Consider the following 12860-nt stretch of genomic DNA (forward strand, 5'->3'; position numbering starts at 1 on the left):
TCCCGTCGGACGGTGCCGTCCCGCCGCTTTCCGCGGCGTTCAGAATAGCGGCTGCAATCGCGCCGGACTAGCCTGCATTTTGCGCATGGCGCAATTGTTTTCCGCAAAACTCCCGATGCCTGGCGCTTGAGTGTCCCGCAAGGCCCCGGCATCATGGTGGCGGAGGCGGGCGGCCCTGCGGCGGCCCGGAAGGAGGGAAGTTCCATGTCACAGGTGATGGCGCATGTCATGTCGAGCGGCGCGCCCGAGGGCGGTCTGTCGCTGGTGCGGGGGCCCACGGATGTCCCGCTGCTCGATCTCACGATCCCGCAGCTGCTGCGCGAGGCCGTCGCGCGCCACGGCGCGCGCGAGGCGCTGGTGCTGTCCGAACAGGGCGTGCGGCTGACCTACCGCGCCTTCGCCGAGCGGGTCGACGCGCTGGCGGCGGGGCTGCTGGCGCTGGGGCTGAAGAAGGGCGACCGCATCGGCATCTGGTCGCCGAACCGGCTGGAATGGGTGCTGACCCAGTTCGCCAGCGCGCGCATCGGGCTGATCCTGGTGAACATCAACCCGGCCTACCGGGTGAACGAACTGGAATACGCGCTGAACAAGGTCGGCTGCGCGGCGCTGGTGACGGCGGCGCGCTTCAAGACCTCCGACTACCTCGGGATGCTGCGCGACCTCGCGCCCGAACTGGCGACGGCGGAACCGGGGCAGCTGCAGGCCGCCCGCCTGCCGGCCCTGCGCGCGGTGATCGCCATAGGCGAGGAGGCGCATCCCGGAATGCTGCGCTTCGACGATGTGGCGTGTGCGCCCGACGTGGCGGCGCTCGATGCGATCGAGGCGGGCCTCTCGCCCGATGACGCCATAAACATCCAGTTCACCTCGGGCACCACCGGCCGGCCCAAGGGCGCAACGCTGACCCATCGCAACATCGTCAACAACGCCGCCCGCGTCACCGACCGCATCGACCTGACCGAGGCCGACCGCCTCTGCATCCCGGTGCCGCTCTACCATTGCTTCGGCATGGTGATGGGCGTGCTGGGCGCGGTCAGCAAGGGCGCGACCATGGTGTTCCCCGGCGAGGCCTTCGACCCGGTCGCCACCCTCGACGTGCTGGCGGCCGAACGCTGCACCGGCTGCTACGGCGTGCCCACCATGTTCCTCGCCATGCTGCAGGACCTGGAAGACAACCCGCGCGACCTGACCAGCCTGCGCACCGGCATCATGGCCGGCGCGCTCTGCCCGGTCGAGATCATGCGCAAGGTGCAGTCGCGGATGCACATGACCGAAGTGACCATCTGCTATGGCATGACCGAAACCGCGCCGGTCTCGTTCCAGAGCTTCACCGACGACCCGCTCGACAAGCGCTGCGAGACGGTGGGCCGGGTGCATCCGCATCTCGAGGTGAAGATCGTCGGCGAGGATGGCGCCATCGTGCCGGTCGGCCAGCGCGGCGAGCTTTGCACCCGCGGCTACTCGGTGATGCAGGGCTATTGGGGCGAGCCCGAGAAGACGGCCGAGAGCATCCGCGACGGCTGGATGTTCACCGGCGATCTCGCGCAGTTCGACGAGCAGGGCTTCTGCTCGATCGTCGGCCGGGTGAAGGACATGATCATCCGCGGCGGCGAGAACGTCTACCCGCGCGAGGTCGAGGAGTTCCTGATGAGCCACCCGAAGGTGGCCGACGTGCAGGTCTTCGGCGTGCCGGATGCGAAATACGGCGAGGAGGTCTGCGCCTGGGTGGTGCCCGAACGCGGCGAGACGCTCGACGCGGAAGAGCTGCGCGCCTTTGCCAGGGGCCAGATCGCCCATTTCAAGGTGCCCCGCTACATCCGCCTGGTCGAGGGCTTCCCGCTGACGGTCACCGGCAAGCCGCAGAAGTTCATCATGCGCGACCAGGAAGTGGAACTGCAGGGCTGACGCGAAATCCTGCGAGGATTTCGCCCTGTTTCCCTGCGAGGGAAACAGGCCCGCCGCACCGAATTCCTCGCAGGAATTCGGACGTTTTCCTCGCAGGAAAACGCCTCCCTTCCCACCGCGTCCGAATATGCGGCAGGCGCTGATAAACCTGCCCGATTGTTCGGCGATTTTTGAAGGCGATGCGCTGCAGATGCACGTGGCTTGCCGCCGCGGCTTCTTGCTAAGCTAGGCTCACGCCAAGGACGGGAGACCAAGATGCAGGACATGGCCATTCTCTGGGAGTGGATCGCCTTCGCGGTGCGCTGGATCCACGTGATCACCGCCATCGCCTGGATCGGCTCGTCCTTCTACTTCATCGCCCTCGACCTCGGCCTGCAGAAGGCGCCCCACCTGCCGCCCGGCGCCCATGGCGAGGAGTGGCAGGTGCACGGAGGCGGCTTCTACCACATCCAGAAATACCTCGTCGCCCCCGCCCAGATGCCCGAGCACCTGACCTGGTTCAAATGGGAGAGCTACTCCACCTGGCTCTCGGGCGCGGCCATGCTGATGGTGGTCTACTGGGTCGGCGGCGAGCTCTTCCTGATCGACGCCTCCAAGGCCGAGCTGGCGCTCTGGCAGGGCATCGCCATCTCGGCCGGCTCGCTCACCATCGGCTGGCTGATCTACGACTGGCTCTGCAAGTCGAAGCTGGGCGACAGCCCGACGGCGCTGATGCTGCTGCTCTTCGCGCTGCTGGTGGTGATGGGCTGGGGCTATAACCAGGTCTTCACCGGCCGGGCCATGATGCTGCACCTCGGCGCCTTCACGGCCACTATCATGACGGCCAACGTCTTCTTCATCATCATGCCGAACCAGCGCATCGTGGTGGCCGACCTCAAGGCGGGCCGGGTCCCCGACGCCAAGTATGGCAAGATCGCCAAGCTGCGCTCGACCCACAACAACTACCTGACCCTGCCGGTCATCTTCCTGATGCTGTCGAACCACTACCCGCTGGCCTTCGCGACGCAGTACAACTGGATCATCGCGGCGCTGGTCTTCCTGATGGGCGTCTCGATCCGGCATTTCTTCAACACCATGCATTCCCGCCGCCCCGCTCCCTACTGGACCTGGCTGGTGACGGCGGTGCTCTTCATCGTCATCGTCTGGCTGTCGAGCGCCGGCTACCGCCAGCCCGCGGAACCGGCCGAGGCCGCGCTGACCCCGGCCCAGGCGGTCTACGCCAATGCCGAGGGCTTCGACGAGGTGAAGGACATCGTGCTCGGCCGCTGCTCGATGTGCCACGCGCGCGACCCCTTCTGGGAGGGGATGCGCTGGGCGCCCAAGGGCGTCTACCTCGAAACCACCGCCGACATCGCGGCGGCGGCGCGGCAGATCCACGTCCAGGCCGGCCTGACCGAGGCGATGCCGCCGGCCAATGTCAGCTTCATCACCCCCGAGGAACGCCAGCGCATCGCCGCCTGGTATCGCGGCGCCACGGCGACCAACTGAAGCGCGGAAACATGCGCGCGGGGGTCACGTTTGCGTGCGGCTCTGGCGCGGGGCGGCAAAATGCCTAAGCTGTGAAGCAACCGATACCCTCAGGACGCTTCCGCATGACCGAGACCTATACCCCGCCCGCCGTCTGGACCTGGAACAAGGACAGCGGCGGCCGCTTCGCCAGCATCAACCGCCCCATCGCCGGGGCGACCCATGACAAGGAGCTGCCGGTCGGCAAGCACCCGCTGCAGCTCTACTCGCTGGCGACACCCAACGGGGTGAAGGTCACCATGCTGCTGGAAGAGCTGCTGGCCGCCGGCCACGCCGGCGCCGAATACGACGCCTGGCTGATCCGCATCGGCGAGGGCGACCAGTTCGGCTCGGGCTTCGTCGCGGTCAATCCGAACTCCAAGATCCCGGCGCTGATGGACCATTCGGTCTCCCCGCCGCAGCGCGTCTTCGAATCCGGCTCGATCATGCTCTACCTCTCCGAGAAGTTCGGCGGCGCCTTCATGCCAAAGGATCTCGCCGGGCGCACCGAATGCCTCAGCTGGATGTTCTGGCTGATGGGCAGCGCGCCCTATCTCGGCGGCGGCTTCGGCCATTTCTACGCCTATGCGCCGGAAAAGTGGGAGTACCCGATCGACCGTTTCTCGATGGAAGCCAAGCGCCAGCTCGACGTGCTCGACCGCCACCTCGCCGAACACGAGTGGATGGCGGGGGGCGAATACTCGCTGGCCGACATGATCATCTGGCCCTGGTATGGCCAGCTGGTGCTCGGGCGGCTCTACTCGGCCGGCGAATTCCTCGATGTCGAGAGCTACAGGAACGTGCTGCGCTGGGCCAGGACCATCGACAAGCGCCCGGCAACCCTGCGCGGCCGCATGGTCAACCGCACCCATGGCGAGCCCTCGCTGCAACTGCACGAACGCCACGACGCCGCGGACTTCGAGACCAGGACGCAGGACAAGCTGGCCCCCGCCGGCGATTGACTGCGACACCGCGTCCGGTTGCGCCGGGGCAGGGGGCAGGCCATCATCGGAACGTGCCGGAAGATCCGGCACGCCTCGCGTGGCCCGACCGTCCTGCCAACCGTCTTGGCGGACGCCCGGCCCGCGCCCCAGCCAGCATCGGAGACGCGCAATGATCCGTTCCGCGGAAACCTTCGCGCGTGCCGCCCATGCGGGACAGTTCCGCAAGGGGGCCGCACGCCTGCCCTATGACACCCACCTGGCCGAGGTGGCCGATTTCGTCACCCGCCACGGCGGCGACCCCGCCGCCATCGCCGCCGCCTGGCTGCATGACACGGTCGAGGATACCGCCGTCACCGAAGCCGAGCTCGAGGCGAAATTCGGCGCCGAGGTCACCGCGCTGGTGCGCGAACTGACCGACGACAAGACCCTGCCCAAGGCCGAGCGCAAGCGGCTGCAGGTGCTGAACGCCCCGAAGAAATCGCCCAGGGCCGCCCTGATCAAGCTCGGCGACAAGACCTCGAACATCCGCTCGCTCAGCCTGAACCCGCCCGACTGGCCCGAGGCGCGCAAGGCTGCCTATGTCGCCTGGGCCGCCGAGGTGGTCGCGGCGCTGCCGCCCCTGCCCGAAGCCGCGCTGGCCGAATTCCGCGCGGCCCTCGCCCTGCACGGCAAGGCATGACCGCTCGGGGAACGGCGCCGCGCCCCCACCTTCTCTTCTTCAAAAATATCTCCGGGGGAGTCGCGCCGCAGGCGCGGCGGGGGCAGCGCCCCCGAGGCAGCAACAGGGGCCCGCGCGTCGACGCCGGGCCCCCGGAGCGATCAGTTCAGGATGCCCGCGTGGCGCATGGCCGCGTCGATGGCCGCCTTGGTGCTGTCCTCCAGCCCGGTCAGCGGGCAGCGCACCTCTTCCGAGCAGAGGCCGAGCTTCGAGAGGCCGTATTTCGCCCCGACCAGCCCCGGCTCGATGAAGATCGCCTCGTGCAGCGGCATCAGCCGGTCCTGATACTCCAGCGCCTTGGCGTAGTCGCCCGCCAGCGTCGCCGCCTGGAATTCGGCACAGAGCTTGGGCGCCACGTTGGCGGTCACGCTGATGCAGCCGACGCCGCCATGGGCGTTGAACCCGAGCGCGGTGGCATCCTCGCCCGAGAGCTGGATGAAATCCGGCCCGCAGGAGGCGCGCTGCTGGCTGACCCGCTCCAGCTTGCCGGTGGCGTCCTTGACACCGACGATGCGCGGCAGCTTTGCCAGCTGGCCCATGGTCGCCGGGGTCATGTCGATGACCGAGCGCGGCGGGATGTTGTAGATGATGATCGGCAGGTTCGCCGCGTCATGCACGGCGGTGAAATGCGCGATCAGCCCGCGCTGGGTCGGCTTGTTGTAATAGGGCGTCACCACCAGGGCGGCCTGCGCCCCGACCTTCTCGGCGAAGGTGATGAAGCGCACGGCCTCGGTGGTGTTGTTCGACCCCGCGCCGGCGATCACCGGCACCCGGCCGGCGGCGGCCTTGACCACGGTCTCGACGACCGTCTCGTGCTCCTCGTGGCTCAGCGTCGGGCTTTCGCCGGTGGTGCCCACCGGCACCAGCCCGGTCGAGCCCTGCTCGATCTGCCACTCCACCAGGTGTTTGAGCGCGTCCAGATCCAGCTTGCCGTTACGGAACGGGGTGACCAGTGCCGGCATGGAACCTGTGAACATCGTTGCGCTTCCTGTCTTCGCGGTTGGAGCGGGAATTCCCGCCGAGATCGTGCTACTGGCACGAATGTGAGTTGATCCCGCCAATCGGTCGGGTATCGTCCAGAGCCTCTAGCCTTTCTTGACCGGGTCTTTCAAGTGATCACGCGACTCCTTGCGTCCTTCCTGATATTCTGCTGGCTGACGCCCCTGCCGGCCGCGGCCAATGCCGACCAGGCCGGGAAGATGACCAAAGCCATGTCCGACCTGCGCGCCGGGCGCTGGGACGATGCGCTGGTGGCCGCCGGAAAGCCCGGCTCGGTGGCGCGCGACATCATCGAATGGCACCGCCTGCGCGCCGGGCGCGGCACCGCGGACGAGGTCACTGCCTTCCTCAAGCGGCGGCCCGACTGGCCGGGCCTCGACTGGCTGCGCTCCAAGAGCGAGGGCGCCATCGCCGCCGCCGGCCCCAAGACCGTGCTTGCCTTCTTCGAGGCCGCGCCGCCGCAGACCCCCGAGGGCGCGCTCGCCCATGCCGCCGCGCTGATCGCCGCCGGGCGCAAGGGCGACGGCGAGGCCGAGCTGGTGCTGACCTGGCGTACCAGGCCGATGTCCGAGGCGGCGCAGGGCGCCTATCTCGCCAGCTACCGCCGCCTGCTCGAAAAGCACCACGCCGCCCGGCTCGACCGGATGCTCTGGGACGATCACCTGGACAGCGCCCGCCGGATGCTGCCGCTGGTCGACGAGGGTCGCCGCGCCCTGGCCGAGGCGCAGATTGCCCTGCGCGAACAGGCGCCGGGCGTCGATGCGCGCATCGCCGCCATCCCGGCCAAGTTCGCAAATGCGCCGGGCCTGGCCTATGACCGCTTCGTCTGGCGCGACCGCAAGGGCCGCGACGTGGATGCCATCGAGCTGCTGCTCGAACGCAGCGCCGATGCCGCCACCCTGGGCGACCCCGCCGCCTGGGCCAAGCGCCGCATCGACCTCTCCCGCAAGCTGATGCGCGAGGGCGACCCGGCCAAGGCCTACAAGGTTGCCGCCAGCCACCACACCGCGCCCGAGGCCGGCTATGTCCATGCCGATCTCGAATGGCTCGCAGGCTATATCGCGCTCAGCCGGCTGAACCAGCCCAAGGTCGCTCTGACCCATTTCCAGCGCTTCGACGCCGCCGTCGAATCGCCGATCTCCAAGGGGCGCGCCGGTTACTGGCTGGGCCGCGCCTACCAGGCGCTGGGCGACAAGGCCTCGGCCCAGAAGGCCTACGAGATGGGCGCGCGCTATCAGACCTCCTTCTACGGCCTGCTCGCCGCCGAGCGGGCCGGGGTGCCCTTCGACCCCGAGCTGCGCAAGCCGCCGGCGCACCCGGCCTGGCGCGACGCCGCCTTCATGAAGTCCAGCGTGCTCGAAGCCGGGCTGCTGCTGCTCGCCTCGGGCGAGAACGACCTGGGCGAACGCTTCCTGACCCACCTGGTCGAGTCGCTTGACGAGACGGCGGCGCTGCAACTCGGGCAGATGGCGGTCGACATGGACCGCCCGCATCTCGCCGTGATGATCGCCAAGCGCGCCGCACAGCGCGCGCTGGTGCTCTACGGCGCCTATTACCCGCTGCATCCCGTCGCCGGGATGAAGCTGCCGATGGCCCCCGAGATGACCCTCGCCATCGCCCGCCGCGAGAGCGAGTTCGACCCCACCGTGGTCAGCGGCGCCGGCGCGCGCGGGCTGATGCAGGTGATGCCCGCCACCGCCAAGGCCGTGGCCGACAAGCTGGGTCTCGCCGCCAAGCACGACACCGCGCGGCTGACCACCGAATGGGACTACAACGCGACGCTCGGCGCCAACTACCTTGCCAAGCTCGCCGGCGATTTCGGCGGCAACGTGGTGATGATCGCGGCGGGCTACAACGCCGGGCCAAGCCGCCCGACCTCGTGGATGGCCAAGTATGGCGACCCGCGCAACGCCCACGCCAAGGACGAGACCGACATCGTCGACTGGATCGAGACCATCCCCTTCGACGAGACCCGCAACTACGTCATGCGCGTGACCGAAAGCCTGCCTGTCTACCGCGCCCGGCTGGGCAAGGACCCGCTGCCGATCCCCTTCTCGCGCGAATTGACCGGGGCGACGCTGCTTGCCTACGCGCCCTGAGCGGCGTGAAAGGCCCGGTTTGATCTCGCCAAGCGAGAACGAACAAGGTACAGTGGCCGAATGCGGCAAGACTACCAGATGCGGGGCAGGGGCATGAAGACCGAGAAGATCGACAGGCCGGAGCAATTGTCCTTCTCCGAGTCGATGATCTACCACGGCGACGCCCTGACCGTGCTGCGCCGCCTGCCGGACTGCTCGGTCCAGACGGTTGTGACCTCGCCGCCCTACTGGGGCCTGCGCGACTACGCGATTCCCGACCAGCTCGGCCTCGAAGGGCGGCTGCCGCAATACCTCAACGCCCTGCGCTCGATCTTCTCCGAGGTGCGGCGCGTGCTCAAGGACGACGGCATCTTCTGGCTCAACATCGGTGACGGCTATACCAGCGGCAACCGCGGCTGGCGCGCGCCGGACAAGAAGAACCCCGCCCGCGCCATGTCGGTCCGCCCGGAAACCCCCGAGGGGCTGAAACCCAAGGACCTGCTGGGCCTGCCCTGGCGGCTGGCCTTCGCACTGCAGGACGACGGCTGGTACCTGCGCGCCGACCTGATCTGGAACAAGCCCAACGCGATGCCCGAAAGCGTCAAGGACCGGCCGACCCGGTCGCATGAATACCTGTTCATGTTCACCAAGGACGAACGCTACTACTACGACCGCACCGCCATCATGGAGGTGACCGGCAACACAAGGCGCAACCGCCGCTCGGTCTGGAACGTCAACACCATCCCCTTCGCCGGCGCCCATTTCGCCACCTTCCCACCGGGGCTGGTCGAACCCTGCATCCTTGCCGCCTCGCGCCCCGGCGACTTCGTGCTCGACCCGTTCTTCGGCTCGGGCACGGCCGGGCTGGTGGCGCAGCGGCTGGGCCGCAAATATGTCGGGATCGAGCTGAACCCCGCCTATGTCGCCATCGCCGCCGAACGGCTCGAGGCCGACGAGAAGGCCATCGTCCGCGTCGCCGCCTGATGATCCGCCTGCCGCCGCCCGCGCTGCAATCCGCCTTCGCCGGCGCGCTGGGCGACCTGCGCGGCCACTTCCTGCGCCCGGCGCTCGAAACCACCGCGCGCGGGCTCGACCCGGCGGCGCTTGCGCGGGACCTCGATGCCTTCGCCCCTGCGCAGGACCGCGCCCTGCTGGCCGCGCGCGGCATGGCGGCCGAGCTGGTCTTTGCCGTGCCGCTGCTGCTGGCCGCCAACCCGCGCCTGCTCGGCTATTACCGCCTGCTCCTCGGCTACAGCCAGAAGGAGTTCTACCGCGCCGAATTCGGAACCTCGCGCCTTGCCCGGATGGAGCGTGACGGCAGCTCCAGCCCGCAGACCCTCGCCGCGCTTCCCGACCTCTGCCAGGCCCTCGCCGCCTCGGGCAGCCAGCTGCTGGGCGCGATCGGCGAGACCGTCACGCCCGAAATCCTCGACGAGTTGATCCTGCTCACCCTCGGCCCGCAGCTGCGCGGCGGGGCCAACGTGCAGAAGGGCACCGCCGGCATCGGCGCCGTCTTCGAGGCGATCCACGAGATCGTCCGCCCGGCAGTGAAACGCGCGACCGACCGCCAGATCGACCTCACCAACGCCGCCGACCGCCGCGTGCTGATCGAATTCGCCCCCGACCCGGACATCATCATCCTTGAAGAGATGCTCCCCGGCCGCTTCCGCAAGAAGGTGGCGATCGAGGTCAAGGCCGGCTCGGATTTCTCGAACATCCACAACCGCATCGGCGAGGCCGAGAAGAGCCACCAGAAGGCCCGCGCCGCCGGCTTCAACGAATTCTGGACGGTGGTGAACGTCGACCGCATCGACATGGCGATGGCGCGCAGCGAAAGCCCGACCACCAACCGCTTCTACCGCATCTCCGACCTGCAAAGCCGCAGCGGCGCGGAATACGAGGACTTCCGCACCCAGGTGATCTCGCTCACCGGCATCCGCTCGTGATCAGCGCGCCCGGCGGCGTTCGCGCCAGAGGGTGAACAGCCCGGCCGCGACGATGATGCCGGCGCCGATCACCACGTTGAGGCGCAGCGTCTCGTGGAAGACCACCAGCCCCAGGGTCGAGGCGAAGACCAGCTGGAGATAGGCGAATGGCTGCACCGCGCTGGCCTCGGCCACCTCGTAGCAGCGGATCAGCAGCCAGTGCCCGAGCGCCCCGGTCAGGCAAAGCAATCCCATCCAGGCCCAGTCGCTGGGCGTCATCGGCTCCCAGAACCAGACGCCCACGGCGGTCATGAAGACCGCGCCCACGGTGCCGGTCCAGAAGAACGAGGTGGCGGTGCGGTCCTTTCGACCGGCATAGCGGGTCAGCAGGCCATAGACCGCGAACATCGCCGCCGAGACCAGCGGCACCACCAGCGCCGGGTTGAAGGCACCATAGCCCGGTTGCAGGATGATGAGCACGCCGACAAAGCCAACCGCGATGGCGCTCCAGCGCCGCCAGCCGACCTTCTCGCCCAGGATCGGGCCAGAGAGTGCTGCGATGATCAGCGGATAGCAGGCGAAGGCGGCGTGGCTCTCGACCAGGCCGATCAGGGTGAAACTGTAGATCGCCACCACGATCTCGGCCGCCAGCAGCAGACCCCGGAAGGCCTGCAGCAGCGGCTGGCTGGTGGCGGCGGCGGCCTTCAGCCCGCCCGCCTGCCGGCTGGCGATCACCATCACGAAGGCGGCGAAGAACCAGTAGCGGATCATCACCACCATCATCGGGTTGTATGCCCCGGCCAGGTGGCGCGAGATGCCGTCCTGCAACGAGAAGACCACCGTGGTCGCCACCATCAGCGCGATGCCGAGCGGGACGTTGTTCGACTGCGTGCTCATGCCATCCGCGCCCTTGTCATATGCCGTTTGCGCCCGAAGCCGGGAATGCGCTCCACCGTGAAACCCGCTTCGGCCAGAGCGCGGCGCACGTGGCCGGCGGCGGTATAGCTGGCCGCCGTGCCGCCCGGCGCGGTGTGGCGCGCCACCTCGGCGATCAGCGACGGCTCCCAAAGCTCGGGGTTCTTGGCCGGCGAGAAGCCGTCGAGGAACCAGGCATCGGCGCGCCCCTCCCATTGCGGCAGGGTGACACGCGCATCGCCCGCGACCAGCCGCAGCGTCACGCCGGGGGCCACCTCCCAGCTGCCGCCCTCGGGGCGCCAGCCGGACAGCAGGCCCGGCACCAGCGGGGCCAGCTCGGGGAAGGCGGCCAGCGCCTGCGCCATCTCATCCGCGCTCATCGGGAAGGCCTCGAAGCTGGTGAAGAGCAACTGCCCCTCGCGCTGGCCCCAGGCCTGCACGGTCGCCAGCAGGTTCAGCCCGGTGCCGAAACCCAGCTCGGCGATGTGAAAGCCGTCGCGGAACCGTTCGGGCAGCAGGTTTCCGGCATGGAAGACATGCCGCGTCTCCTCCAGCCCGTTGTCGAGGCTGAAGTAGGGGTCGTCGAAACGCCGCGAGACAGGGATCCGCCCCTCGCGCCAGTCGATATCCGCCTTGCCCTGGTCCATCCGCGCTCCCGGCCTGGCCGCGCCATCAGGGGCGCCGCCGTCCCGCCGGTTCTGCCTGCGCGCGCGGGCGGACGCAAGCCGGGTTTCGCCCGTCCCGGATTGGCCCTAGACTGATCCGGCTCCGGCAGACTTCGAGGCCCCCTTGCCCCCCATCGACATCACCATCCGCGGCGCCGGCATCTTCGGCCTGTCCATCGCCTGGGCCTGCGCCCGCCGCGGCGCCCACGTCCGCGTGATCGACCCCCACGGCCCCGGCGCCGGGTCGAGCGGTGGCCTCGTCGGCGCACTGGCGCCGCATGTGCCCGAGAACTGGAACGTCAAGAAGGCCTTCCAGCTCGACAGCCTGCTGATGGCCGAGGGCTTCTGGGCGGGTGTCACCGCCGCCGGCGGGGTCGACCCCGGCTATGTGCGCAGCGGCCGGTTGCAGCCGGTCGCCGAAGAGGCCCTGCCGTTGGCAAGGGCGCGCGGCGAGGGCGCGGCCGAGCTCTGGCAGGGGCGGGCCGTCTGGGAAGTGATCCCCGCCGCCGAGGCCGGCCCCTGGGCGCCGCTCTCGCCCTCGGGCTTCCTGATCCGCGACACGCTCACCGCCCTGCTGCACCCCCGCCGCGCCTGCGCCGCGCTGACCGCCGCACTCGCCGTGCGCGGGATCGAGATCACGCCCGAGGGCGAGGACACGGGCCGGGTGCTGCACGCCACCGGCGCGGCCGGTCTGGCCGAGCTCTCCGCAGCGCTCGGGCGCAATGTGGGCGGCGCGGTCAAGGGCCAGGCCGCGCTACTGCGCCACGCCGCCCCCGGCGCGCCGCAGCTCTTCGTCGACGGGTTGCACATCGTGCCGCATCTGGACGGCACCGTGGCGATCGGCTCGACCAGCGAGCGCGACTTCGACGACCCGACCGGCACCGACGCCCAGCTCGACACGCTGGTCGAGCGCGCCCGCGCGGCGCTGCCGATCCTGCACGGCGCCCCGGTCGTCGCCCGATGGGCCGGCCTGCGCCCCCGCAGCCGCTCGCGCGCGCCGATGCTGGGCGCGCATCCGCTGCACCCCGGCCAGTTCATCGCCAACGGCGGCTTCAAGATCGGCTTCGGCATGGCCCCGAAGGTGGCCGAGGTGATGGCCGACCTGCTGCTGGAAGGCCGTGACGAGATCCCCGAGGCCTTCCGGGTCGAGGCGTCGATGTAGGGTATGTCCCCCTCACCCTAACCCTCTCCCCCGAGGGGAGAGGGGG

Annotated in this window: 11 protein-coding genes; 8 read left to right on the forward strand and 3 right to left on the reverse strand. The window is 69.2% G+C overall.

The features are described from left to right. Positions 1-204 precede the first annotated feature (204 nt). The 4 genes from IE266_RS06735 (at position 205) to IE266_RS06750 (ending at position 5031) form a co-directional block, all read left to right on the forward strand. Entirely contained in the window at positions 205-1902 is a 1698-nt protein-coding gene (locus IE266_RS06735) for an AMP-binding protein (RefSeq protein WP_308434570.1), read from the forward strand. A gap of 255 nt (positions 1903-2157) precedes the next feature. Further along, entirely contained in the window at positions 2158-3390 is a 1233-nt protein-coding gene (locus IE266_RS06740) for a urate hydroxylase PuuD (RefSeq protein ID WP_189679265.1), read from the forward strand. Positions 3391-3494: 104 nt separating this feature from the next. Beyond that, complete coding sequence (gene yghU / locus IE266_RS06745) at positions 3495-4370, forward strand: glutathione-dependent disulfide-bond oxidoreductase (RefSeq protein WP_189679266.1); 876 nt, start codon at positions 3495-3497, stop codon at positions 4368-4370. Positions 4371-4521: 151 nt separating this feature from the next. Continuing rightward, positions 4522-5031 (forward strand): HD domain-containing protein, encoded by a 510-nt coding sequence (locus tag IE266_RS06750; RefSeq protein WP_189679267.1) that lies wholly within the window; start codon positions 4522-4524, stop codon positions 5029-5031. A gap of 140 nt (positions 5032-5171) precedes the next feature. Here IE266_RS06750 and dapA read toward each other — a convergent pair whose 3' ends face one another. After that, positions 5172-6047, reverse strand: a complete 876-nt coding sequence (dapA, locus tag IE266_RS06755) for a 4-hydroxy-tetrahydrodipicolinate synthase (RefSeq protein ID WP_189679268.1) — start codon at positions 6045-6047, stop codon at positions 5172-5174. Between the two features lie 138 nt (positions 6048-6185). Here dapA and IE266_RS06760 point away from each other — a divergent pair, with 138 nt between their 5' ends. The 3 genes from IE266_RS06760 (at position 6186) to IE266_RS06770 (ending at position 10093) form a co-directional block, all read left to right on the forward strand. Next, positions 6186-8168, forward strand: coding sequence for a lytic transglycosylase domain-containing protein (locus IE266_RS06760; RefSeq protein WP_373310539.1), 1983 nt, complete (start codon positions 6186-6188; stop codon positions 8166-8168). 93 nt (positions 8169-8261) lie between these two features. Beyond that, entirely contained in the window at positions 8262-9131 is an 870-nt protein-coding gene (locus IE266_RS06765; RefSeq protein ID WP_189679269.1) for a DNA-methyltransferase, read from the forward strand. Beyond that, on the forward strand, positions 9131-10093 hold the full coding sequence (locus tag IE266_RS06770) for an XcyI family restriction endonuclease (protein WP_189679270.1): 963 nt from the start codon (positions 9131-9133) through the stop codon (positions 10091-10093). Before IE266_RS06765 ends, IE266_RS06770 begins: the two co-directional genes overlap by 1 nt. Here IE266_RS06770 and IE266_RS06775 read toward each other — a convergent pair whose 3' ends face one another. Together IE266_RS06775 and mnmC2 are read right to left on the reverse strand one after the other, a co-directional pair. Then, positions 10094-10969, reverse strand: a complete 876-nt coding sequence (locus IE266_RS06775; RefSeq protein WP_189679271.1) for a DMT family transporter — start codon at positions 10967-10969, stop codon at positions 10094-10096. Continuing rightward, positions 10966-11634 carry a tRNA (5-methylaminomethyl-2-thiouridine)(34)-methyltransferase MnmC2 gene (gene mnmC2 / locus IE266_RS06780; RefSeq protein WP_189679272.1) on the reverse strand — a complete coding sequence of 223 codons (669 nt, stop codon included), beginning with the start codon at positions 11632-11634 and terminating at the stop codon, positions 10966-10968. Before mnmC2 ends, IE266_RS06775 begins: the two co-directional genes overlap by 4 nt. Before the next feature lie 142 nt (positions 11635-11776). Here mnmC2 and IE266_RS06785 point away from each other — a divergent pair, with 142 nt between their 5' ends. After that, positions 11777-12814, forward strand: a complete 1038-nt coding sequence (locus tag IE266_RS06785; RefSeq protein ID WP_189679273.1) for an NAD(P)/FAD-dependent oxidoreductase — start codon at positions 11777-11779, stop codon at positions 12812-12814. Positions 12815-12860 lie beyond the last annotated feature (46 nt).

The organism is Seohaeicola zhoushanensis (genome assembly GCF_014656415.1).
Classification (GTDB): domain Bacteria; phylum Pseudomonadota; class Alphaproteobacteria; order Rhodobacterales; family Rhodobacteraceae; genus Seohaeicola_A; species Seohaeicola_A zhoushanensis.

Excerpts from the sequence above, each read along its gene's own strand:
- dapA (WP_189679268.1), bottom strand. The coding sequence starts at position 6,047 with ATGTTCACAGGTTCCATGCCGGCACTGGTCACCCCGTTCCGTAACGGC.
- IE266_RS06750 (WP_189679267.1), top strand. The coding sequence starts at position 4,522 with ATGATCCGTTCCGCGGAAACCTTCGCGCGTGCCGCCCATGCGGGACAG.
- IE266_RS06770 (WP_189679270.1), top strand. The coding sequence starts at position 9,131 with ATGATCCGCCTGCCGCCGCCCGCGCTGCAATCCGCCTTCGCCGGCGCG.
- IE266_RS06735 (WP_308434570.1), top strand. The coding sequence starts at position 205 with ATGTCACAGGTGATGGCGCATGTCATGTCGAGCGGCGCGCCCGAGGGC.
- IE266_RS06740 (WP_189679265.1), top strand. The coding sequence starts at position 2,158 with ATGCAGGACATGGCCATTCTCTGGGAGTGGATCGCCTTCGCGGTGCGC.
- yghU (WP_189679266.1), top strand. The coding sequence starts at position 3,495 with ATGACCGAGACCTATACCCCGCCCGCCGTCTGGACCTGGAACAAGGAC.
- mnmC2 (WP_189679272.1), bottom strand. The coding sequence starts at position 11,634 with ATGGACCAGGGCAAGGCGGATATCGACTGGCGCGAGGGGCGGATCCCT.
- IE266_RS06775 (WP_189679271.1), bottom strand. The coding sequence starts at position 10,969 with ATGAGCACGCAGTCGAACAACGTCCCGCTCGGCATCGCGCTGATGGTG.
- IE266_RS06765 (WP_189679269.1), top strand. The coding sequence starts at position 8,262 with ATGAAGACCGAGAAGATCGACAGGCCGGAGCAATTGTCCTTCTCCGAG.